The organism is Streptomyces sp. NPDC058326 (assembly GCF_042879855.1).
Classification (GTDB): domain Bacteria; phylum Actinomycetota; class Actinomycetes; order Streptomycetales; family Streptomycetaceae; genus Streptomyces.
Map to the genome: position 1 here is coordinate 44,794 of NZ_JBHVZO010000007.1, position 23,041 is coordinate 67,834.

The 23,041-nt window shown below is 72.0% G+C and carries 19 protein-coding genes; 2 read left to right on the forward strand and 17 right to left on the reverse strand.

Annotation, left to right across the window (positions count from 1 at the left end; genetic code table 11):
• Positions 1-156 precede the first annotated feature (156 nt).
• From ACFVYX_RS15515 to ACFVYX_RS15560, 10 genes are all read right to left on the reverse strand, one after another.
• On the reverse strand, positions 157-2,235 hold the full coding sequence (locus ACFVYX_RS15515) for a phosphocholine-specific phospholipase C (protein ID WP_389681876.1): 2,079 nt from the start codon (positions 2,233-2,235) through the stop codon (positions 157-159).
• A gap of 712 nt (positions 2,236-2,947) precedes the next feature.
• Positions 2,948-4,459 carry an Asp-tRNA(Asn)/Glu-tRNA(Gln) amidotransferase subunit GatB gene (gatB, locus tag ACFVYX_RS15520; RefSeq protein ID WP_389681877.1) on the reverse strand — a complete coding sequence of 504 codons (1,512 nt, stop codon included), beginning with the start codon at positions 4,457-4,459 and terminating at the stop codon, positions 2,948-2,950.
• 16 nt (positions 4,460-4,475) lie between these two features.
• Positions 4,476-4,709 carry a hypothetical protein gene (locus tag ACFVYX_RS15525; protein ID WP_352076400.1) on the reverse strand — a complete coding sequence of 78 codons (234 nt, stop codon included), beginning with the start codon at positions 4,707-4,709 and terminating at the stop codon, positions 4,476-4,478.
• A gap of 5 nt (positions 4,710-4,714) precedes the next feature.
• Positions 4,715-6,211, reverse strand: coding sequence for an Asp-tRNA(Asn)/Glu-tRNA(Gln) amidotransferase subunit GatA (gene gatA, locus ACFVYX_RS15530; protein WP_389681878.1), 1,497 nt, complete (start codon positions 6,209-6,211; stop codon positions 4,715-4,717).
• 5 nt (positions 6,212-6,216) lie between these two features.
• On the reverse strand, positions 6,217-6,513 hold the full coding sequence (gene gatC, locus ACFVYX_RS15535; RefSeq protein WP_188269648.1) for an Asp-tRNA(Asn)/Glu-tRNA(Gln) amidotransferase subunit GatC: 297 nt from the start codon (positions 6,511-6,513) through the stop codon (positions 6,217-6,219).
• A gap of 165 nt (positions 6,514-6,678) precedes the next feature.
• Positions 6,679-8,793 carry a putative bifunctional diguanylate cyclase/phosphodiesterase gene (locus ACFVYX_RS15540; protein WP_389681879.1) on the reverse strand — a complete coding sequence of 705 codons (2,115 nt, stop codon included), beginning with the start codon at positions 8,791-8,793 and terminating at the stop codon, positions 6,679-6,681.
• Between the two features lie 310 nt (positions 8,794-9,103).
• Entirely contained in the window at positions 9,104-11,284 is a 2,181-nt protein-coding gene (gene ligA, locus ACFVYX_RS15545; protein ID WP_389681880.1) for an NAD-dependent DNA ligase LigA, read from the reverse strand.
• A 32-nt stretch (positions 11,285-11,316) separates the two neighbouring features.
• Positions 11,317-12,324 carry a methionine synthase gene (locus ACFVYX_RS15550; RefSeq protein WP_389681881.1) on the reverse strand — a complete coding sequence of 336 codons (1,008 nt, stop codon included), beginning with the start codon at positions 12,322-12,324 and terminating at the stop codon, positions 11,317-11,319.
• Positions 12,325-12,326: 2 nt separating this feature from the next.
• Positions 12,327-13,025: an SDR family oxidoreductase gene (locus ACFVYX_RS15555; RefSeq protein WP_389681883.1), complete on the reverse strand. Its 699-nt coding sequence runs from the start codon at positions 13,023-13,025 to the stop codon at positions 12,327-12,329.
• A gap of 7 nt (positions 13,026-13,032) precedes the next feature.
• The gene (locus ACFVYX_RS15560; protein ID WP_389681884.1) at positions 13,033-13,572 is read right to left on the reverse strand and encodes a TIGR00730 family Rossman fold protein; all 540 of its coding nucleotides are present in this window, start codon (positions 13,570-13,572) and stop codon (positions 13,033-13,035) included.
• A gap of 97 nt (positions 13,573-13,669) precedes the next feature.
• On the opposite strand from ACFVYX_RS15560, the gene ACFVYX_RS15565 reads away from it, so the two are divergent.
• On the forward strand, positions 13,670-14,458 hold the full coding sequence (locus tag ACFVYX_RS15565; protein ID WP_389681885.1) for an alpha/beta fold hydrolase: 789 nt from the start codon (positions 13,670-13,672) through the stop codon (positions 14,456-14,458).
• A gap of 73 nt (positions 14,459-14,531) precedes the next feature.
• On the opposite strand, the gene mnmA is transcribed toward ACFVYX_RS15565, so the two are convergent.
• Positions 14,532-15,671 (reverse strand): tRNA 2-thiouridine(34) synthase MnmA, encoded by a 1,140-nt coding sequence (gene mnmA, locus ACFVYX_RS15570; RefSeq protein WP_389681886.1) that lies wholly within the window; start codon positions 15,669-15,671, stop codon positions 14,532-14,534.
• A gap of 61 nt (positions 15,672-15,732) precedes the next feature.
• Here mnmA and ACFVYX_RS15575 point away from each other — a divergent pair, with 61 nt between their 5' ends.
• The gene (locus ACFVYX_RS15575) at positions 15,733-16,392 is read left to right on the forward strand and encodes an N-acetylmuramoyl-L-alanine amidase (protein WP_389681887.1); all 660 of its coding nucleotides are present in this window, start codon (positions 15,733-15,735) and stop codon (positions 16,390-16,392) included.
• A gap of 18 nt (positions 16,393-16,410) precedes the next feature.
• Here the strand turns inward: ACFVYX_RS15575 and ACFVYX_RS15580 are convergent, their stop codons facing one another.
• The 6 genes from ACFVYX_RS15580 to ACFVYX_RS15605 all read right to left on the reverse strand — a co-directional run bounded on the left by ACFVYX_RS15580 (position 16,411) and on the right by ACFVYX_RS15605 (position 22,990).
• Positions 16,411-17,574: a cysteine desulfurase family protein gene (locus tag ACFVYX_RS15580; protein WP_389681889.1), complete on the reverse strand. Its 1,164-nt coding sequence runs from the start codon at positions 17,572-17,574 to the stop codon at positions 16,411-16,413.
• Positions 17,575-17,842: 268 nt separating this feature from the next.
• On the reverse strand, positions 17,843-18,706 hold the full coding sequence (locus ACFVYX_RS15585; protein ID WP_389681890.1) for a thioesterase family protein: 864 nt from the start codon (positions 18,704-18,706) through the stop codon (positions 17,843-17,845).
• 23 nt (positions 18,707-18,729) lie between these two features.
• Complete coding sequence (locus ACFVYX_RS15590) at positions 18,730-19,407, reverse strand: trimeric intracellular cation channel family protein (protein ID WP_389681891.1); 678 nt, start codon at positions 19,405-19,407, stop codon at positions 18,730-18,732.
• A 234-nt stretch (positions 19,408-19,641) separates the two neighbouring features.
• Positions 19,642-20,868, reverse strand: coding sequence for an ABC transporter ATP-binding protein (locus tag ACFVYX_RS15595; protein ID WP_389681892.1), 1,227 nt, complete (start codon positions 20,866-20,868; stop codon positions 19,642-19,644).
• Between the two features lie 8 nt (positions 20,869-20,876).
• Positions 20,877-21,995, reverse strand: a complete 1,119-nt coding sequence (locus ACFVYX_RS15600; protein ID WP_389681893.1) for an ABC transporter ATP-binding protein — start codon at positions 21,993-21,995, stop codon at positions 20,877-20,879.
• On the reverse strand, positions 21,992-22,990 hold the full coding sequence (locus ACFVYX_RS15605) for an ABC transporter permease (RefSeq protein ID WP_389681894.1): 999 nt from the start codon (positions 22,988-22,990) through the stop codon (positions 21,992-21,994). Before ACFVYX_RS15605 ends, ACFVYX_RS15600 begins: the two co-directional genes overlap by 4 nt.
• Positions 22,991-23,041 lie beyond the last annotated feature (51 nt).

Here is a 23,041-nt window from a genome sequence, read left to right on the forward strand (position 1 = left end):
TGCACGGGAGCAGCCCGAGAAGAACGCATCACCTACGTGGGCCCACTGTGGCAGCCAAACGTGATCGTTTGCCCGTTTCGTGTCGATACTCACAGACGTGCCGGGGGTTCGGGACCGAGACCCCGAACCCCCGGGCACAACCGCTCACCGTGGTGCTCAGCCGGAGACGCTGGCGCGGCCGTTCTCGATGTGGCCCATGAGCCGGCGGCGGAAGCCGTCGGCCGTGGTCACCTCGACGTCGTACCAGCCGTGCGCGTCGGAGGCCGAGTGCACGACGGTACGGGTCTTCCCCGGCTTCACCGTGACCGTACGGGTCCAGTCGGCGAGGTCGTCCTCGTCCACGTACCCGAGCGGCCTCACCGTGAAGGCGAGCGGTGCCGGTCCGGTGTTCCGTACGGTGAGGTGCAGGTCACGGTCGTGGTGGTCGATCCGCGAGGCGACCTCGGCGCCGCCCGACGCGGGGCCCTCGAACTCCCGGCGGAAGCCGTTGGGGCCGGTGATCGTGAAGCGGTAACGATCACCCGGAACGGGGACGGTCCACTCCCCCGTACCCCTGACGTCCTGGTGCTGCGGGACGGCGAACTCACCGGCGTACGGATAGAGCGCGAAGTGCGCGCTCGCCTTCCCCCGGTTGCTGAGCGCGACGGTCACCGCGCCGGCGCCGGTGGTCGCGGCGGCGTCCGGCTGGTACGGCAGGGGGCGGGCGCGGCGGACGCCGGGCTCCTGCACCGGCATCCGCTGCACGGCCGGGGGCTGGGGCCGCCAGCGGCCGCTGAACGGCGGGATCGGTCCGGGCTGCTCGACGTCGGGCTGCCGGCGGCCCCGCTTGAAGTCGAAGGCGGAGGTGAGGTCTCCGGTGACGGCCCGGCGCCAGGGGGTGATGTTGGGCTCCTCGATGCCCGTGAGCCTCTCCAGGAAGCGGATCACCGAGGTGTGGTCGAAGGTCTCGGAGCAGACGTAGCCGCCGACCGACCAGGGGGAGACGACGAGCAGCGGGACGCGGATGCCGAGGCCGGTGGGCTGGCCCTTCCAGCGTTCGTCCGTGTCACCGGCGGGCGGAACGGGCGGCGGCACGTGGTCGAAGAAGCCGTCGTTCTCGTCGTAGTTGATCAGGACGACGGTGTGGCGCCAGACGTCCGGGTGCGCGCCGAGGGCGTCGAGCACCTTGTAGACGAGCGTGGCGGAGGCGATCGGCGAGGAGGAGCCGGGGTGCTCGGAGTCGATCGCGGAGGGCACGAGGTACGAGACCTCGGGGAGGGTGCCGGCGGCGACGTCGGCGCGGAAGGCGTCGGCGAGGGTGCCGCTCTCGACCCGGCGCAGTCCGCGCTCGAAGAGGGAGCGCTCGGCCTCGGTGAGCTCGGCGACGCCCTCTTCGAGGAGTCCGAGCAGACGGGTGCGCCCGGTGGCGTCGTCGGTGTCGCGGACGGCGGCGTAGAAGGACTCCATGAAGGTGTGCCCGCCGGTCCTGGCGAGGGCCTTGCGGGCGATCTTCTTGAAGCTGGTGAAGAACTCGATGTTGTTGTCGGTGAAGTTCTCCCACTCGGTGTACGTCTTCCAGCTCCGCCCGGCGGCCTCGAGGCGCTCGGCGTAGGTGGGCCAGCCGTAGCCGGGGTGGGTGCCCTCGGCGTACGCGGCGTTGGTGACGGCCCGGCTGCCGTCGGCCTCGAAGCCGGTCCAGCCGGACCAGAGGTGGTTGCGGTTGGGGCTCGTCGAGGTGTGGATGGACGAGTGGTAGGCGTCGCAGACGGTGAAGGTGTCGGCGAGCTCGTAGTGCAGGGGGAGGTCCTGCCGGTCGTAGTACGCCATGGTGGCGGCGGTCTTGGCCGAGACCCACCCGTCCATCCAGCCGCCGCGCCAGGCCTTGCCGCCGCCGCTCCAGGAGTGGTCGAGGTCCCCGATGTACTGGAGGTCCTTCTTCTGGGTCTCGGCGGCGCCGCGGATCGGGAAGGGCAGCACGGTCCGGCCGAGCGCGGCGGGCTGCTCGAAGACCGGCTTGCCGGAGGGGAGTTCGATGGCGTTGCGGTCGCCGAAGCCGCGGACGCCGCGGAGGGTGCCGAAGTAGTGGTCGAAGGAACGGTTCTCCTGCATCAGGATCACCACGTGCCGAACCGCCGACATCCCCCCGGCCGGGGGCTCCGCGGCCATCGCGGCCTGCAGCGACGGCGGCAGCAGCGAGCCGGCGGCCGCGACGCCGAGGGCGCCTCCGCCCAGCGCGAGGAGCCTTCTGCGGGACATCTCGGATGACTTCTCGGGGGACAAGACCGACCTCCAGTCGACGGCCAATGGTTCGTCTTCGAGCCATTGGGTGGTACGCCGAGGACGGTAGTGAGACGGGGTGACGACGAGAAGACCCGACGGGGACGTCCCTGTGAACGTCCAAGAGAACGAGACAGGAGTCCAAGCGACTTCAGGCCATCGAGCAGGCCGCGGAGGCGTACGGCGAGCAGGCCGCGGAGGGGTCCGCCGAGTAGGCCGCCGAGCAGGCCGTCGAGGGATCCGCCAAGGCGTCCGCCGAGCAGGCCGCCAAGGCGTCCGCCGAGCAAGCCGTTGAGGACCGTCCCGAGGGCACTACTCGCCGCAGCCCCCGCAGCCGCCTCCCCCGCCCCCGCCGCAGCCGCCGCACGAGGACCTGTGGTCCTCCTCCTTCGCCCACCACGACTCCCGGGACGGGGACGACGGCTCGGCCCGCCCCGAGGCCTCCGTCTCGCCCGCGCGCCGGAACAGGGTGCAGGAACACCCCGCGCCCGGCATTTCCCCCAGACAGCGCCCCAGGGACGGCACATGGACGCCCCGCTGGTGCGCGCAGTCGGCACAGGTGTGAGTCGCTCTCCCCTCCATGGCCCCATGATGCCCGGACGGAGCGCGCCGGAACCGGGAAACGACGAAGGCGGCGCCCCGGTGACACATGCACCCGGGACGCCGCCCTCGCGGCCGTACGAGATAGGGCTCAGCCCTCGCTGACGCCCAGCTTCTCCAGGATCAGGTCCTTGACCTTCGCCGCGTCCGCCTGGCCGCGGGTGGCCTTCATGACCGCGCCGACCAGCGCGCCGACCGCCGCGACCTTGCCGCCGCGGATCTTGTCGGCGATGGCCGCGTTGCCCGCGATGGCCTCCTCGACCGCCGCGCCGAGCGCGCCGTCGTCGGAGACGACCTTCAGACCGCGCTTCTCGACGACCGCGTCCGGGGTGCCCTCGCCGGCGAGAACGCCCTCGATGACCTGACGGGCCAGCTTGTCGTTGAGGTCACCGGTGGCGACCAGGGCCGAGACCCGGGCCACGTCGGCCGGGGTGATGGCCAGCTCCTCCAGGGAGACGCCCTGCTCGTTGGCGTTGCGGGCGAGCTCGCCCATCCACCACTTGCGGGCCGAGGCCGCGTCCGCGCCCGCCTCGATCGTGGCGACGATCGCCTCGACCGCGCCCGCGTTGAGGATGGACTGCATGTCCAGCTCGGACACGCCCCACTCCTCGCGCAGCCGGTTGCGGCGCACCCGCGGCAGCTCGGGAAGGCCCTTGCGGAGCTCCTCGACCCACTCGCGGGAAGGGGCCACCGGCACCAGGTCGGGCTCCGGGAAGTACCGGTAGTCCTCGGCGTTGTCCTTGATGCGGCCGGAGGTGGTGGAGCCGTCGTCCTCGTGGAAGTGACGGGTCTCCTGCACGATCGTGCCACCGGAGGTGAGCACGGCCGCGTGGCGCTGGATCTCGAAGCGCGCCGCGCGCTCCACGGAGCGGAGCGAGTTGACGTTCTTCGTCTCCGAGCGGGTGCCGAAGGTCTTGGCGCCGTGGCGGCGCAGCGACAGGTTCACGTCGCAGCGCATCTGGCCCTTGTCCATGCGCGCGTCGGAGACGCCGAGGGCGCGGATCAGCTCGCGCAGCTCGGCGACGTACGCCTTGGCGACCTCGGGGGCCCGCTCGCCCGCGCCCTCGATCGGCTTGGTGACGATCTCGATGAGCGGGATGCCGGCCCGGTTGTAGTCGAGCAGCGAGTGCGAGGCGCCGTGGATGCGGCCGGTCGCGCCACCGATGTGGGTGGACTTGCCGGTGTCCTCCTCCATGTGGGCGCGCTCGATCTCCACGCGGAAGACCTCGCCGTCCTCCAGCTGGACGTCCAGGTAGCCGTTGAAGGCGATCGGCTCGTCGTACTGGGAGGTCTGGAAGTTCTTCGGCATGTCCGGATAGAAGTAGTTCTTCCGGGCGAAACGGCACCACTCGGCGATCTCGCAGTGCAGCGCGAGGCCGATCTTGATGGCCGACTCGACGCCGATCTCGTTGACGACCGGCAGCGAGCCGGGCAGGCCGAGGCAGGTGGGGCAGGTCTGCGAGTTGGCGTCCGCGCCCAGCTCGGTCGAGCAGCCGCAGAACATCTTCGTCCGGGTGCCGAGCTCGACATGGACCTCCAGGCCCATGACGGGGTCGTACTCGGCGAGCGCCGCTTCGTACGACAGCAGTTCAGTGACAGTCACGGTGAGACTTTCCCTCTCAGCCCAGCAGGACGTCGTCGTCGCCCAGGCGCTTCAGCTCCCGGTAGAGGATCGCCAGGCCGGTAACGATGGCGGCGGCGGAGACCGCGGCGTCGACCAGCCGCAGCATGTCGCCGTCGTTGCGGGCCAGCTTGGCCTGCTTGGCGACGCTCACGGCGCCGAACGCGGTGGTGGCCAGCGACACGTAGACGCCGGTCTTCGACTTCTTGAAGTTCTTGGCCTTCTTTGCCATGGCACTCACAGCGACGGAGCCTCCTCAAGCAGCGGGTGCCCCCACTTTTCCACGAAGGCGGCCTCGACGGCGGCTCCGACCTTGTAGAGCCGGTCGTCCTTCATGGCGGGGGCGATGATCTGCAGCCCGACGGGGAGGCCGTCCTCGGGGGCGAGGCCGCAGGGCAGCGACATCGCGGCGTTGCCGGCGAGGTTGGTCGGGATGGTGCAGAGGTCCGCGAGGTACATGGCCATCGGGTCGTCGGCGCGCTCGCCGATCGGGAAGGCGGTGGTGGGGGTCGTCGGGGAGACGATCACGTCCACCTCCTCGAAGGCCTTCTCGAACTCGCGGGTGATGAGCGTCCGGACCTTCTGGGCCGAGCCGTAGTACGCGTCGTAGTAGCCGGAGCTCAGCGCGTACGTACCGAGGATGATGCGGCGCTTGACCTCGTCGCCGAAGCCGGCCTCACGGGTGAGGGCGGTGACGTCCTCGGCGGACCGGGTGCCGTCGTCGCCGACACGCAGGCCGTACCGCATGGCGTCGAAGCGGGCCAGGTTCGAGGAGCACTCGGACGGCGCGATCAGGTAGTACGCCGAGAGGGCGAGGTCGAAGGTCGGGCAGTCCAGCTCGACGATCTCGGCGCCCAGCGACTTCAGGAGCTCGACGGACTCGTCGAAGCGCTGCACGACACCGGCCTGGTAGCCCTCGCCGCGGAACTGCTTGACGACACCGACGCGCATGCCGCCGACGGAGCCGCTCAGGGCCGCCTCGACGACCGGCGGGACCGGGGCGTCGATGGAGGTCGAGTCGAGCGGGTCGTGCCCGGCGATGGCCTCGTGGAGGAGGGCCGCGTCCAGGACCGTACGGGCGCAGGGGCCGCCCTGGTCGAGGGAGGACGAGAAGGCCACCATGCCGTAGCGGGAGACCCCGCCGTAGGTGGGCTTGACGCCGACGGTGCCGGTGACGGCGGCGGGCTGGCGGATGGAGCCGCCGGTGTCCGTGCCGATGGCGAGCGGGGCCTCGTACGCGGCGAGGGCGGCGGAGGAACCACCGCCGGAGCCGCCGGGGATACGGGTCAGGTCCCAGGGGTTGCCGGTCGGACCGTACGCGCTGTTCTCCGTGGAGGAGCCCATGGCGAACTCGTCCATGTTGGTCTTGCCGAGGATGACGACGTCGGCGGCCTTCAGGTTCTTGACCAGGGTCGCGTCGTACGGCGGGATCCAGCCCTCCAGGATCTTCGAGCCCACGGTCGTCGGCATGCCGACGGTGGTGAAGATGTCCTTGAGCGCGAGCGGCACACCGGCGAGCGGGCCGAGCTTCTCGCCGCGGGCGCGCTTCTCGTCGACGGCGCGGGCCTGGGCGAGCGCGCCCTCACGGTCGACGTGCAGGAAGGCGTGGACCTTCTCGTCGACGGCCTCGATGCGGGCGAGGTGCGCCTCGGTGACCTCGACGGCGGTCAGCTCGCCGGCGGCGATCTTCCGCGCGATCTCGGCCGCGGTGAGCTTGATGATGTTGTCCGTCATGACTGTTAGTCCTCCCCCAGGATCTGCGGCACCTTGAAACGCTGCTGCTCCTGGGCCGGGGCGCCGGAGAGCGCCTGCTCGGGGGTGAGCGACGGACGGACCTCGTCCGCGCGCATGACATTGGTCAGCGGCAGCGGGTGGGAGGTCGGCGGTACGTCTTGGTCGGCGACCTCGGAGACGCGGGCGACCGCGCCGATGATCACGTCGAGCTGTTCGGCGAAGTGGTCTTGCTCTTCACCGGACAGCTCCAGACGCGTCAGCCGGGCGAGGTGGGCGACCTCCTCGCGCGTGATGCCAGGCATGCAGCGATCCTCAGGGGTGAGTCTTGTGGGATGTACCGCAATCCTATGGGGCGCGGGCCACCGTCACGAACACGCCCATTCATCCCGGTCGGAACGGGGACCGGAGTTGCCGGGCGAAGTGGTCGGGTTCCTCGCCCGGGGCAGCCCCCCGCAAGGGGAAAAACGTCACTGTACGACCTGGCCCGAGGGGTGGTCGAGCTCGGCCTGGGCGGCGATGTCCGCGGGGCGGCGCCAGCCGTGCTCGCCGCGGGCCAGGAGCCAGGCGGTCGCCTCGCCCGGCGGCATCGCCGCGGCGACCAGCCAGCCCTGGACGGCGTCGCAGCCCAGGTCGCGGAGGCGTTCCCAGGTCTCGTCGTCCTCCACGCCCTCGGCGACGACGAGGAGGCCGAGGGAGTGGGCGAGGTCGACGGTGCAGCGGACGATCTCGGCGTCCTCGGTGTCGACGGCGAGCCGGGCGACGAAGGAGCGGTCGATCTTCAGCTCGCTGACGGGGAGCCGGCGCAGATGGACGAGGGAGGAGTACCCGGTGCCGAAGTCGTCGAGGGACATCTTCACGCCGTGGCCGGTGAGGCCGTTCAGCGTGTCGGCGGCCCGCTGGGGGTCCTCGAGGAGCACGTGTTCCGTTATCTCCAGCTGGAGCGCTCCGGCCGGGACACCGTGGCGGGCCAGCCGGGCGGCGACGGCGCCCGCGAAGCCGGGGGTGTGCACGTCGCGCGGCGAGACGTTGACGGCGACCGGGACGTTGAGGCCCTGGGCGCGCCAGCGGGCGACCTGGGCGAGGGCGGTCTCCAGGACGTACTCGGTGAGGTGGGGCATGAGGCCGGAGGACTCGGCGATGGCGATGAACTCGTCCGGCGGGACCTTGCCTCGCTCGGGGTGGACCCAGCGGACGAGCGCTTCGAGGCCGGCGACCTGGCCGTCGAAGCGGACCTTGGGCTGGTAGTGGAGTTCGACCTCGGCGGCGTCGAGGGCGCGGCGCAGGTCGCCGAGGAGGCCGAGCCGGTCGGGCGTGTTGGAGTCGCGCTTGGACTCGTAGACCTCGACGCCGGTGCGGTCCCGCTTCGCCTGGTACATCGCCACGTCGGCGCGGCGCAGCAGGCCCTCCGCGTCGAGCGCGTGGTCGGGGAAGACGGCGACGCCGGCGCTGGCCTCCAGGACGAGGGTGAGTCCGTCGAGGTCGAGCGGCGAGGACAGCTCGGCGACGAGGTGGCGGGCGACGCGCTGGGCGCTGGTGGTGGAGTCGGCGGTGGGCAGCAGGACGGCGAACTCGTCGCCGCCGAGCCGGGCGGCCTCGGCGCCGCGGGGAAGCGCGAGGCGGAGCCTGCCGGCGATCTGGAGGAGCAGCCGGTCGCCCGCGAGGTGCCCCAGCGTGTCGTTGACCGATCGGAAGCGGTCGAGGTCGATCAGGACGAGGGCGGCTCGGGCTCCCTCGCCCTCGGCCTCCTCCAGGGCGGTCCAGGCGCGCTCCAGGAGCCACTGGCGGTTGGGGAGCCCGGTCAGCGGGTCGCGCAGCTGTTCCTCGGCGCGGGCGCGGGCGATCCAGAGGGTGGAGTCGAGGGCGATGAGGGGGACGGCGAAGAGGGGCAGCAAGACCGGCCTGCTGACGGCGACGACGCAGATCAGCGGGGTGATGCCGAGCAGGGCGACGGCGACGAGGCCCTGCCGCAGGAGGGCGGTGCGGGCGACCGTGGGCAGTCCGCCGCCCTGGGGGGCGAGCGTGTACCACAGGAGGATGCGGGTCACCACGAGGTAGGCGGCCGCGGCGAGCACGACTTCCGGGAGGTCCCCGATCGTCCAGTCGAGGGGCCGCCAGGGCCGTTCGACGCTGGGTACGTCTCCGAAGAGGGCGAGGACGAGGGCGGCGGCGGCGACTCCGATGACGTCGGCGGCACCGTGCAGCAGGCCCTGCCGCCAGCGGTGCCGGCGGGCGGCGCCGACGAGGGCGACGACGGTCAGCGAGACGAGTCCGGCGGGCACCCAGCCGTACAGGAGGAGGACGGCGAGGGTGAGGGCGGCACCGGAGCCGGTACCGCCCCACCAGCGGTCGCGGCCGAGGGCGACCAGGTGGCCGACGATGAGGCCGGTGAGGACGGCGAGGGACCAGCCGACGACGCCTCCGGGGAAGAGCCCGTGGCCGGTGCTCACGGCTCGCTGGAGCCCGGCGGCCAGCACGACGGCGGCGATGCCCACCACGGCTGCGGGCAGCCGGGAGGTGAAGCCCAGGGGGACCACACGGCCGTGCGGCCGTGGGACCGGGGCGGCGCTCTCGGTCGGTTCCATTCCCGTCCCTCTCACAGGCGGCGGTGCCCTCGGTGTGCGACGGCCGCGGTCACGCGGCCGTCCGTCGTCCGCACGGCCGCCGTCGGGCGGTCGTGTCTCGTGTTCGACGGGGCCGTCGTCCTGACGCCACGACCGGCAGAGCCCTCGCGCGGCCGTGCAGGACGAGACGCACGGTCACCACACTAGGCCGCCGAGGGCTTCGACGGGCAGCGCTCTCCCTCTCTTGCCCGAATGCGACCTGGCCACCCGTAACGATCTGGTATGCGCCGAACGGGTGAGCTCCGCGGGGCCCTTGCGGGAGTCCGGGGCGCTACTCCACGACCGGGACCGCGGCCTCTCTGGCGGCGTCGGGCCCCTGTTCGAGCAGGACCGCGAAGCCCTCCTCGTTCAGAACCGGAACCTTCAGCTGCATCGCCTTGTCGTACTTCGAACCAGGGTTTTCACCGACCACCACAAAGGAGGTCTTCTTCGAAACGGAACCGGCCACCTTCGCTCCAAGCCTCTGCAGGGACTCTTTTGCGCCATCCCTGGTGAACTTCTCCAGGGTGCCGGTCACCACGACCGTGAGACCTTCCAGCGGACGCGGCCCCTCGTCCTCCCCGGCGCCCTCGTCCTCCAGACTCACCCCGGCCGCACGCCACTTGCGCACGATCTCCCGGTGCCACTCCTCGGAGAACCACTGCTTCACCGCGGCCGCGATGATCCCGCCGACCCCGTCGACGGCGGCGAGCTCCTCCTCGCTCGCCTGCTCGATCCGCTCCAGGGAACGGAACTCGCGGGCCAGCGCCTCGGCCGCGACCGGCCCCACGTGCCGGATCGAGAGACCGTTGATGAAGCGGGCGAGCGGGCGGGTCTTCGCCGCCGCGATGTTCTCCAGCATCGCCAGGGCGTTCTTCTTCGGCTCGCCCTTCTGGTTGGCGAAGACCGTGACGATCTTCTCCTCACCGGTCTTCGGGTCCCGCCTGGGCAGTCCGCTGTCCGGGTCGAGGACGTACGCCTTGATCGGCAGGAGCTGCTCGATGGTCAGGTCGAAGAGATCGCCCTCGTCGACCAGCGGGGGCTCCGACGGCTCCAGGGGGCGGGTCAGGGCGGCCGCCGCGACCGCGCCGAAGTTCTCGATGTCCAGGCACTGGCGCCCGGCGAGGAAGAAGAGGCGCTCACGCAGCTGAGCCGGGCACGTCCGGGCGTTCGGGCAGCGGAGGTCGATGTCACCCTCCTTCATCGGCTTCAGCGGAGTCCCGCACTCGGGGCACTCCGCCGGCATGACGAACTCCCGCTCGCTGCCGTCCCGCAGGTCGGCGACCGGCCCGAGGATCTCCGGGATGACGTCACCGGCCTTGCGCAGCACGACCGTGTCGCCGATGAGGACGCCCTTGGCCTTCACCACCTCCTGGTTGTGGAGGGTGGCGAACTCGACCTCGGAGCCCGCGACCGTGACCGGCTCCACCTGGGCGTACGGGGTGACGCGCCCGGTCCTGCCGACGCCGACCTTGATGTCGAGCAGCTTGGTGTTGACCTCCTCCGGCGCGTACTTCCAGGCGATGGCCCAGCGGGGGGCGCGCGCGGTGGAGCCGAGCCGGCCCTGGAGCGGGATCTCGTCGAGCTTGACGACGACGCCGTCGATCTCGTGCTCCACGGAGTGGCGGTTCTCCCCGAAGTACGCGATGAACTCCCGCACCTCGCCGAGCGAGCCCACCACCTTGTTGTGCCGGGCGGTGGGCAGGCCCCACTCACGCAGCAGGTCGTACGTCTCGGAGAGCCGGGAGATGTCGAAGCCCTCGCGGGCGCCGATGCCGTGGACCACCATGTGGAGCGGGCGGGAGGCGGTGACCTTGGGGTCCTTCTGACGGAGCGAACCCGCCGCCGCGTTCCGCGGGTTGGCGAAGGGCTTGTCGCCCGCCTCGACCAGGCGGGCGTTGAGCCCCTCGAAGGCCTCCATCGGGAAGTAGACCTCGCCGCGGATCTCCACCAGGTCCGGGATCCGGTCGCCGCGCAGCCGCTCCGGGATGTCGGTGATCGTCCGGACGTTGGGCGTGATGTCCTCGCCCGTACGGCCGTCGCCCCGGGTCGCCGCCCGGGTCAGCCGCCCGTGCTCGTACGTCAGGGTGACCGCGAGGCCGTCGACCTTCAGCTCGCACAGGAAGTGGAAGTCGGGGGTGCCGACGTCCCGCGCGACCCGCTCGGCCCAGGTGGCCAGCTCCTCGTCGTCGAAGGCGTTGTCGAGGGAGAGCATCCGCTCGCGGTGCTCGACGGAGGTGAAGTCGGTCTCGTACTGTCCCGCGACCTTCTGGGTCGGGGAATCGGGCGTCCGCAGCTCCGGGTACTCCTCCTCCAGCGCCTCCAGGGCGCGCAGGAGCCTGTCGAACTCGCCGTCGCTGATGACCGGCTGGTCCTTCACGTAGTACCGGAAGCGGTGCTCCTCGACCTGTTCGGCGAGGTCGGCGTGCTTCTCCCGTGCCTCGGCGGGCAGGGCCCCCTGTTCGACTGCCACCTTCGTCCGTCCTCCCGTGCCTAGAAACCCGGTCACTCTGGGTTGTCCGCGAGCGATCTCGCCGCCCGGGCGCAGTGGGCGAGCGCCGCACGGGCGTAGGCGGGCGAAGCGCCCGCGAGCCCGCACGTCGGAGTGATGACCACGGACTCCGCGAGAGTCCCCGGATTCAGCCCCAGCCTGCGCCACAGCGTCCTGACACCCATGACGCTACCGCCCGGGTCCGACAACGGGCCGTCGGCGGACGGCACCACACCGGCGAACAGCTTCGTACCGCCCTCCACGGCCTCGCCGATCATCTCCTCGTCACGTTCGGTGAGCAGCCCGAAGTCGAACGAGAGGCCGCCGACCCCTGCCCTCCGCAGCAGCGCGAACGGCACGTCCGGGGCGCAGGAGTGGACGACCACCGGCCCGTCGTGGACGGCGATCACCTCCCTCAGGGCGCTCTCCACGACCTGCCGGTCGACGGCCCGGTAGGTGCGGTAGCCGCTGGCGGTGCGGACATGGCCACGCAGGACCGCGGTGAGCGAGGGCTCGTCGAGCTGGAGGACGACCCGGGCCCCCGGGATCCGCTTGCGGACCTCCGCGAGGTGCCCGTGGAGCCCCTCGGCGAGGGAGCCCACCAGGTCGCGGCAGGCGCCCGCGTCCCCGAGCGCCGCCTCGCCGCCGCGCAGCTCCAGGGCCGCGGCGAGCGTCCACGGGCCCACGGCCTGCACCTTGAGCGGGCCCTCGTACCCCTGGGTGAACTCCTCCAGGGCGTCCAAGTCCTCGCCCATCCAGGAACGGGCCCGCTTGGTGTCCCGGCCGGGCCGGTCGCTGATCCGCCAGCCGCTCGGCTCCACGTGCGCGTACAGGTCGACGAGCATCCCGATCGTCCGGCCGGTCATGTCGGCCCCGGGGCCGCGGGCGGGGAGCTCGGCCAGGAACGGGAAGTCCTCGAAGGACCCGGTGGCGGCCCTCGCGGCCTCACGGGCGTCTCCGCCGGGCAGGGAACCGACGCCGGTCGCGGGGCCCCAGAGCTTCGTGCCGTCCGTGTCGTTCATGGTCAGCGTCCCGGCCTGACGGTGAGGTCGTTGATCTCGGCGTCGCGCGGCAGGTCGATCGCGGTGAGGATCGCCGTCGCGACCGACTCCGGATCGATCCACCGGGAGGCGTCGTACTCCTTGCCCTCCTGGGCGTGGACCTTCGCCTGCATGGGGCTCGCGGTACGGCCCGGGTAGACCGAGGTCACCCGCACCCCGTGGGCGTGCTCCTCGTGGCGCAGGGCGTCGGCGAGGGCCTTCAGGCCGTGCTTGGAGGCGGCGTACGCCCCCCACTCGGCGTGCGCGTTGAGCCCGGCGCCCGAGTTCACGAAGACGACGTGGCCCTGGGAGACCCGGAGCTGCGGCAGCATGTGCCGGGTCAGCTCGGCCGGGGCGACCAAGTTGACGTTGAGCTGGTGGTGCCAGGTCTTCGGGGTGAGGTCGCCGATCGGACCGAGGTCGACGACCCCGGCGATGTGCAGCAGGCTGTCGACCCGCTCGGGCATGCTCTGGTGCGAGAACGCCCAGGAGAGCCGGTCCGGGTCGGCGAGGTCCCCGACGAGCGTCCGGGCACCCGGGAACTGCGCGGCGAGCTCCTTGGCACGCCCCGCGTCGCGCGCGTGCAGCACGAGCTCGTCCCCGCGCGCGTGGAGGCGACGCGCGACAGCCGCGCCGATGCCGGAACCGGCTCCGGTGATCACATGAGTAGCCATGGGAGCCATGCTCCCATCAGCGGGAGGCGATGTTCTCCTCCAGGTGAGCGAGGGCCGTCGGGGCGTCGTCGGCGAAGAAGACGAGGTCGGTGAGGGGGAGCGGGAGGAAGCCCTCCTCGTTCATGCGGCGGAACTGGGTCTTCAGACCGTCGTAGAAGCCCGCCGTGTTGAGGAGGACCACCGGCTTGGTGTGCTTGCCGTGCTTCTTCAGCTCCAGGATCTCGGTGGCCTCGTCGAGGGTTCCGGTGCCGCCGACCATGATCACGATCGCGTCGGACTTGGCGAGGAGGAGCGCCTTGCGCGCCGCCAGGTCCCCGGTGACGACCATCTCGTCGGCATTCCGGCGTGCCTTGTGCGCGAGGAAGTCGACCGAGACGCCGACGAGCCGGCCGCCGGCCTCCTGCACACCGTCCGCGACCACCTTCATCAGGCCGGTGTCGGAGCCGCCCCACACCAGGGTGTGGCCCGCCTTGCCGAGGAGGCGGGCGAAGTCGCGGGCGGGGGCCGTGTAGCGCTCGTCGAGGTCGGCCGCGGAGAGGAAGACACAGATGTTCATGGCCTCACCGTAGGCCGTGACCAGCGGCTTCCAAGATTCTTCGGGAAATCCCGCCGTGCGGCGATGAGTTCCGGTGACGGCCCGGGTCTGTCCTGCCATGGATGAGGTGAACACCGCGCCGGGCAGGCTCCGGGGACGGGTCAGGTCACGGGACGGGACGCCGATCGCGTACGAGCGGTACGGGGACGGGCCGCCGCTCGTCCTGGTGAGCGGCGCACTGGGGACGGCCGCGGCCGAGCGGCCGCTCGGTCTGCTTCTCGCCCGGCGCTTCTCGGTGGTGGCGTACGACCGGAGGGGGCGCGGCGGCAGCGGCGACACCTCCCCGTACGCGGTGGAGCGGGAGATCGAGGACCTGGCGGCGGTGGTCGCGGAGGCCGGCGCCGGGGCCGCCCTGCACGGGATGGGAACCGGGGGCGCGCTGGCGCTCGCCGCGGTGGCCGCCGGGCTTCCGGCGGGTCAGGTCTCGGTGTACGAGCCGCCGTACTCGGCGGAGGCCGCCCAGCGCCGGCGGCGGGTGGCCACGCTGCTCGGCCAGGGGCGGCGGGGCGCGGCGCTCACGCTGTTCCTCGCGGACTCGGGGGTACCGGCGGAGCTGCGGCCCGGAGTGGCCGAACTGGCGCACACCCTCGCGTACGACCTCGCCGTCCTCGGCGACGGGACGGTGCCGGAGCGGGAACTCGCCCGGGTCCACGCGCGCGTACTGGTGGTCGATGGTGGCGCGAGCCCCGCGGGAACCCGGCAGGCGGCCCGCGCCCTGACCGCGGCCCTCCCCCTGGCCCGGCACCGCACCCTGACGGGCCAGACGCACGAGGTGGCCCCGCATGTGATCGCTCCGGTCCTGGAGCAGTTCCTGGCGGAGGACCGGGAGACCGTGGGGGCGGTCTGAGGGGGCGGCGGCGCCGCCCATGCCCTGGGGCGGCTCAGGGCGCCTGCAGAGCGTGGGGGCCGGCGCGTGCGGACTACGCCGTCGCCGGCTCCTCCGCCGTCGTACGGCGGGTCGTCGTCGCGATCGTGGCCGAGCCCACCACGCGCGTGCCGTCGTACAGCACGATCGCCTGGCCCGGGGCCACCCCGCGGACCGGCTCGGCGAAGGCGACCGTGAGTTCGCCGTCCGCCAGGGAGGCTGTCACCTCGGTCTCGCCGCCGTGGGCGCGGAGCTGGGCGGTGTAGCGGCCCTCGCCCTCCGGGGCGGTGCCGCACCAGCGGGGCTTGATCGCCGTCAGCCCGGTCACGTCGAGGGCCTCGACGGGGCCGACGGTGACCGTGTTGTTCACGGGCGAGATGTCGAGGACGTAGCGCGGCTTGCCGTCCGCGGCCGGGTGGCCGATCCGCAGGCCCTTGCGCTGGCCGATGGTGAAGCCGTACGCGCCCTCGTGGGTGCCGACCTTCGTACCGGCCTCGTCGACGATGTCGCCCTCCGCCCTGCCCAGGCGGGAGGCGAGGAAGCCCTGCGTGTCGCCGTCGGCGATGAAGCAGATGTCGTGGCTGTCGGGCTTCTTCGCGACCGCGAGCCCGCGCCGCTCCGCCTCCGCCCGGATCTCGTCCTTGGTGGTGAGGGTGTCGCCCAGCGGGAACATGGCGTGCGCGAGCTGCTTCTCGTCGAGCACCCCGAGGACGTACGACTGGTCCTTCGCCATGTCGGAGGCGCGGTGCAGCTCGCGGGTGCCGTCCTCGTTCAGGACGACCGTCGCGTAGTGCCCGGTGCAGACCGCGTCGAAGCCGAGGGCGAGCGCCTTGTCGAGCAGCGCCGCGAACTTGATCTTCTCGTTGCAGCGGAGGCACGGGTTGGGGGTGCGGCCGGCCTCGTACTCGGCGACGAAATCGTCCACGACGTCCTCGCGGAACCGCTCGGCGAGGTCCCACACGTAGAACGGGATGCCGATGACGTCGGCCGCCCGGCGCGCGTCACGGGAGTCCTCGATCGTGCAGCAGCCACGCGCGCCCGTACGGAAGGACTGCGGGTTCGCGGAGAGGGCGAGGTGCACGCCGGTGACGTCGTGGCCGGCTTCGGCGGCACGGGCGGCGGCGACGGCGGAGTCCACTCCGCCCGACATGGCGGCGAGGACGCGAAGGGGGCGCGGGGGCGGAGTCTGAGTCATAGCCCTACCAGGGTACGGGGCGCCGGGAACCAGAGTCGCGGTAGTAAGCGTTCTCGGTGGCATGGGGAGCAGGGCGAAGGGTTCGGACAGGCGGGTGGGGCGGCGCGCGGTGCTGCTCGGTGGCGGCGCGGCCGTGCTGGGCACGGCCGCGCTGGCCAGGGACGAGCTGGCGCGCGCCTGGTGGCGGCTGCCGGGAATGGAGCGGAAGCGGGTCGAGGGCGAGCTCGACCACCGCGCCGCCGAGTGGACCTCGGCGTCGCGGGCGAACTGGCGGCGGGCCGACCGGCCGGACGACTACCGGATCGACCGGATCGTGATCCATGTCGTCCAGGGCAGCTACGCGACCGCTCTGAAGGTCTTCAAGAACCCGGGGCACGGGGCCGCCGCGCACTACGTCGTCCGCAAGGACGGGCACGTGGCCCAGATGATCCGGGAGCTCGACGTGGGTTTCCACGCCGGGAACCGCGACATGAACGAGCGGAGCATCGGCATCGAGCACGAGGGCTTCGTCGACCGGCCTCAGGACTTCACGGCGGCGATGTACGCGGGGTCGGCGCGGCTGGCTGCCGACATATGCGCCCGGTACGGGATGCCCGTGGACCGGGAGCACATCATCGGGCACGTCGAGGTCGAGGGCACCGACCACACCGACCCCGGCCCGCACTGGGACTGGGACCGCTATCTGAAGCTGGTGCGGGAGGCGTCCGGGAAGCTCACGTGAGTGCCGCGTCCGGGGCACTCACGTGAGACCGGCCGTCCTCGCCCGTTCCACGGCCGGGCCGATCGCGTCCGCCACCGCCGCGACGTCCTCCTTCGTCGAGGTGTGCCCCAGGGAGAAGCGCAGGGTCCCCCGGGCCAGGTCCGGGTCGGTACCGGTGGCGAGCAGGACGTGGCTCGGCTGGGCGATGCCCGCGGTGCAGGCGGATCCGGTGGAGCAGGCGATCCCCGCCGCGTCGAGCAGCAGGAGCAGGGAGTCGCCCTCGCAGCCGGGGAAGGTGAAGTGGGCGTTGGCCGGGAGCCGTTCCACAGGGTCGCCGCCGAGGATCGCGTCCGGGACGACCGTACGGACGGCGCTCACGAGCTCGTCGCGCAGGGCGCCGACCTCGCGGGCGAACTCCTCGCGCCGCTCGGTGGCGAGCCGCGCCGCGACGGCGAAGGCCGCGACGGCCGGCACGTCGAGGGTGCCGGAGCGGACGTGCCGCTCCTGGCCTCCGCCGTGCAGCACGGCTACGGGGGTGTGCTCGCGGCCCAGGAGCAGGGCGCCGATGCCGTAGGGTCCGCCGATCTTGTGGCCGGAGACGGTCATGGCGGCGAGCCCGGACGCGGCGAAGTCGACCGGGACCTGACCGATCGCCTGGACGGCGTCGGCGTGCAGCGGTACGCCGAACTCGGCGGCGGCGGCCGCGAGTTCGCGGACCGGCATGACCGTGCCGATCTCGTTGTTGGCCCACATGACGGTGGCGAGGGCCACGGAACCGGGGTCCCGGACGATCGCCTCCCGCAGCGCCTCGGGGTGCACCCGGCCGTACCGGTCCACCGGCAGGTACTCGACGTCCGCGCCCTCGTGAGTGGCGAGCCAGTCGACGGCGTCGAGCACGGCGTGGTGCTCCACCGGGCTGGCCAGGACGCGGGTACGGCGGGGGTCGGCATCGCGCCGGGCCCAGTAGAGGCCCTTCACGGCGAGGTTGTCGGCCTCGGTGCCACCGGAGGTGAAGACGACCTCGCTCGGCCGCGCGCCGAGCGCGGCGGCGAGCGTCTCGCGCCCCTCCTCGACGGTCCGCCGGGCCCGCCGTCCGGGGGCGTGCAGAGAGGAGGCGTTGCCCGTGACGGCGAGCTGGGCGGTCATCGCCTCGATCGCCTCGGGCAGCATGGGCGTGGTCGCGGCGTGGTCGAGGTATGCCATGGTGGATCGATTCTACGAGCCCACGACGGCGGCCCCGGCGGGTGGCCGGTTTACGCCGCCCGGCGCGCCCTGCGAAGCCGACGGCCCGGCCCGGCAGGCGAAAGCGACGGCCCGGCCCCACTGGCGGAAGCGGCTGCCCGGCCCGACCGGCGGAAGCGCCTGCCCGGCGCGCCCTGCGAAGCCGACGGCCCGGCCCGACCGGCGGTAGCGGCCGGGCGGCCGGGACCGACGGAGCCGGGCGGCTCGCCTACGAGCCCCGCCGCCGGTTTCAGTCGCGCGGTGCGCGGGCCAGTTGGCGGGACTGGGCCACCAGACGGCCTGCGCTGTCCCAGACCTCCGCGTCCTCCTCCAGGAAGCCGCCGGCGAGGTTGCGGGTCGTGATCGAGATCCGCAGCGGGCCGGGGGCCGGGCGGCAGCGGACGTGGGTGGTGAGCTCCACGGTCGGTGTCCAGCCCTTCAGGCCCAGCTCGAAGGAGGTCGGCGGCAGGGCGTCGACCGCGAGGAGGAGGGAGAGGGCGTCGGGCTCGCGGCCGTCGGCGAGCCCGAACCAGGCCCGCATCTCGCCCTTGCCCGAAGGGGCGCCCAGCGCCCAGCCCACGCAGGCCGGGTCGAGGCGGAGGTCCAGCCGGTCGGCGATGGCCGAGGAACCGGGGATCCTCGGGGCCGGGTTGTCGGCGGCGCTGAAGCAGTTCTCGATCGGCGCCATCGCCGGGGGCGTGGCGGTGGTGCGGACGTCGTCGGGGAGGGCGTCGAGGTCGCCGTACGAGGCGAGGACGCGGATGCGCTCGACCTCGGTGCCGTCCTCGGCGAACTGGAACAGGGACGCCTGGCCCGTGGACAGCGTCCTGCCCGTACGGACCGTCTCCGTCCTGATCACCGCGGGGCCCGGAACGGACGGCGTGAGGTAGTGCGCCGAGATCGTGAAGGGGTCGGGGTGCGGCAGGTGGTCGCCGAGGGCGCGGCCGAGCAGAGCGAGGAGGTAGCCGCCGTTGACCGCGTGGATGATCGTCCAGCCGGCGGAGAGTTCGGCGTCGTAGACGCCGGGCTCGCGGAGGGAGAGGGCGGTGTCGCGGTCGAACTCGCTCGTCGCGGGCGGCGACGCGAGGGGGCTCGTCTCGGTACTCGTGCTCATGCGTCCGACGGTACCGCAGCTACCTACTGAGCGGTAGCTTTTTCGGGCTCCTCACGAGCCGAGGAGCGCCGGTTCCAGGCACGGGGCGCGCGCCAGTGATAGCGCATCGCGAGCAGACGGAGCACGAAGGCGGTGACGACGGCCGCTCCGCTGGTGAACGCGTTGAGCATGTCGAATCGGATGCAGAGCACGACCATCGCGGACCCGACGATCGCCGGGACGGCGTACAGGTCCCGGTCCCAGCGCAGCAGCGACGGCACCTCGTTGGCGAGCACGTCGCGCAGGACACCGCCACCGACGGCCGTCGCGAGACCGAGCACGGCGGAGGAGGTGAGGCCGAGGCCGTAGTCGTACGCCTTCGTCGTCCCGGTCACACAGAAGAGGCCCAGGCCGGCGGCGTCGAAGACGTTCACCGCGCGCTGGGTGCGCTCGACCTGCGGGTGGAGGAAGAAGACGAGGACCGTCGCGATCAGGGGCATGAGGAAGTAGCCGAGATCGGTGAAGGCGGCGGGGGGTACCGCGCCGATGATCAGATCACGGAAGAGACCGCCGCCGAGGGCGGTCACCTCGGCGAGGACGGCGATGCCGAAGACGTCGAAGTTCTTCCGGACGGCGAGGAGGGCGCCGGAGATGGCGAAGACGAAGATGCCGACGAGGTCCAGGGCGTGCTGGACATCGGGGCTGAACAGATCGTGGAGCACGGGGTCATTGTGGCGGGTGGGGGTGGAAGCGGGGCGGGGGGCATCGCCTGTGCGGCACGCGCTCGCTGGGCGGCGCCCCCGCGCGGCCGTACACCCGCCGCACGCGGTGCGCGGCCCGCGGTACGCACCCGTCGGGGGTGAGGCGCCGTCCTCGCGGGACCCGCGGTGGAACCCGCGGCGCGTCGGAGGCCCCCGTCGCCGTGTGGCGGCGGGGGCCTCCGGGTGTCGCGGCGCCTACCTCTTCGGCGCGTCGCCGTCCCCGGCCGACGTCTCCGCCGGAGCCGGCGCCGGAGCCTCGGTCTCCGCCGGAGCCGGGGCGGCCTCGGTCTCCGCCCCAGCCGGGGTCTCGACCTCCGCCTCCGCCTTCGCCTCGGCCTCCGCCAGAGCCGGAGCCTCCGCCGGAGCCGGCGCCTCCGACTCCCCCGTAACCTCCGTCTTCGCGAGCTCCACCGATTCCCTCGCCCCCGGCACCGCCAGGGACTCCGCGTTCTCCGGGTGGTGGCAGGCCACCCGCTGGCCCGGGCGGAGTTCCAGGAGCGGGGGCTCCTGGGTCTTGCAGAGGTCCGTGGCCTTCCAACAGCGGGTGTGGAAGCGGCAGCCCGGCGGCGGGGCGATCGGGGACGGGACGTCACCGGTCAGGAGGATGCGGTCGCTCTTGGCGCCCCGGCGGCGCGGGTCCGGGATCGGGACCGCGGACATCAGGGCCCGGGTGTACGGGTGCATCGGGTTCTCGTAGAGCGACTTGCGGTCCGCGAGTTCGACGATCTTGCCCAGGTACATGACCGCGATGCGGTCCGAGACGTGCCGGATGACCGACAGGTCGTGCGCGATGATCACGTACGTCAGGCCGAGCTCCTGCTGGAGGTCGTCCAGGAGGTTGACCACCTGCGCCTGGATGGAGACGTCCAGGGCGGAGACGGGCTCGTCCGCGACGACCAGCTTCGGCTTCAGGGCCAGCGCGCGGGCGATGCCGATGCGCTGGCGCTGACCGCCCGAGAACTCGTGCGGGTAGCGGTTGTAGTGCTCGGGGTTGAGGCCCACCAGGCCGAGGAGCCGCTGGACCTCCTTCTTGACGCCGCCCTCGGGCTCGACGCCCTGGAGCTTGAAGGGCGCCGAGACGATCGTGCCGACCGTGTGGCGCGGGTTCAGCGAGCCGTACGGGTCCTGGAAGATCATCTGGATGTCGCGGCGGAACGGACGCATGCCCGACACCCCGAGGTGCGAGATGTCCTTGCCCTGGAACTCGACCGTGCCGTCGGTCGGTTCGAGGAGACGGGTGATGAGCCGGCCCATCGTGGACTTGCCGCAGCCGGACTCGCCGACGACACCGAGGGTCTCACCGGGCAGGACCTCGAAGTCGATCCCGTCGACCGCCTTGACGGCGCCGGTCTGGCGCTGGAGCAGCCCCTTCTTGATGGGGAAGTGCTTCTTCAGGCCGGTGACCTTGAGCAGAGGTTCCATGTTGTCGCTCACAGTTTCGGCGCAATCTCTTCGGTCCAGATGCGGGTCCGCTCCTCCTGCGACATGTGGCACGCCGAGAAGTGGCGGTCCCCGGCCGGCGCGAGCTCCGGCCGCTGGGTGCGCGTGATGCCGCCCTTGGGGACGTCCGCGTACGGGCAGCGGGGGTTGAAGGCGCAGCCGCTCGGGATGTTGATGAGGCTGGGCGGGTTGCCCTTGACCGGGATGAGCCGCTCGGTCTGCTCGCGGTCGATCCTCGGCATCGAGCCGAGCAGGCCCCAGGTGTAGGGGTGCTGCGGCTCGTAGAAGACGGACTCGGCCGGTCCGCGTTCCACGCAGCGTCCGCCGTACATGACGAGGATGTCGTCGGCGAGCTCGGCGACGACGCCGAGGTCGTGGGTGATGATGACGACCGCGGAGCCGAACTCCTTCTGGAGGTCCCGCATCAGGTCGAGGATCTGGGCCTGGACGGTGACGTCGAGCGCGGTGGTCGGCTCGTCGGCGATGAGCAGCGCGGGGTTGTTGACGAGCGACATGGCGATCATCGCGCGCTGGCGCATGCCGCCGGAGAACTCGTGCGGGTAGTTGTCGAACCGCTTGGCGGGCTCGGGGATGCCGACCCGGTCGAGGAGTTCGACGGCCCGCTTGCGGGCGGTCTTCTTGTCGACGTCGTTGTGGACGCGGTACGCCTCCACGATCTGGTGGCCGACCGTGTAGTACGGGTGCATCGCGGACAGCGGGTCCTGGAAGATCATCGCCATCTCGCGGCCGCGCATCCGGCGGACCTCGTCCGGGTCGGCCGAGAGCAGCTCGCGGCCGTTCAGCCAGATCTCGCCGGAGATCCTCGCCTTCTGCCGGCCGTACTGGCCGACCGTGTGCAGGCCCATGATGCCGAGCGAGGTGACCGACTTGCCGGAGCCGGACTCGCCCACGATGCCGAGGGTCTTGCCCTTCTCCAGCTGGAAGCTGAGACCGTCGACCGACTTGACCAGACCGTCGTCGGTCGGGAAGTGGATCTTCAGGTCGCGCACGTCGAGGAAGGCGTCGGAGGGGGCGGACGTCCCCGCCGACTTCCCGGTGGCGACGGGTTCTCCCACCGCCGCGCCGGTCTTCGTCAGCTTGTCCGTCATGCGAGCCTCACTCGGGGGTCGATCACCGCGTACAGAAGGTCCACCACGAGGTTCGCGATGACGACGCAGGCGGCGGTGATGAGGGTGACGGCCAGGATCAGCGGCAGGTCACGCTCGCTCACGCCCTTGATGGCGAGGCCGCCGAGGCCGTGGAGGCTGAACGCGGTCTCGGTCAGGATCGCGCCGCCGACGAGGGCGCCGAGGTCCATGCCGAAGATGGTCAGGATGGGGGTCATGGTGGAGCGCATGGCGTGCTTGCCGAGCACGACGGGCTCCGGGAGGCCCTTGGCCCGTGCGGTGCGGATGTAGTCCTCGCCGAGGACCTCCAGCATGGTGGCGCGGGTGAGCCGCGCGTACATCGCCGCGTACAGGAAGGCGAGGGTCACCCAGGGCAGCAGCAGGCCGCCGAACCAGCCACCGAAGGACTCGGTGATCGGCACGTACGAGGCGTTGACCCAGCCGAGCTGCGTACGGAAGACCAGCATCGCCAGCATGGCGGTGAAGAAGATGGGCAGCGAGACGCCGGCGAGCGCGGTGATCATGGCCGCGCGGTCGATGATCGTGCCCCGCTTGAGCGCGGAGACGACACCCGTGGACACGCCGAGGACCAGCCAGAGGACGGCCGCGCCGATGACCATGGACAGGGTCACCGGGAAGGCGTCGACCAGCATCGACCAGACGTCCTGCTCGGTGCGGAACGAGTAGCCGAAGCACGGCGCGGCACAGTGGATGGTGTCGCCACCGCCCGTGTAGTCGCGGCCGACGAAGATGCCGGAGACGAAGTGCCAGAACTGCACCAGGATCGGCTCGTCCAGACCCAGCTTCTGCCGGACGGCCTCGATGGAAGCCGGATCCGCCTGCTTGCCGACGAACATCGCGGCAGGGTCGCTGCCGGTCATCTTGGGGATGAGGAAGAAGATGCTGAGCGTCACCAGGGTGACGACGAGCAGCATCGCGACGACTGAGAAGAGCCGTCGGACTATGTATGCAAGCATGCGGTCGGCCGGTCGGCGGCCGGGGGACCCGATCGGGTCCCCCCGCCGCCG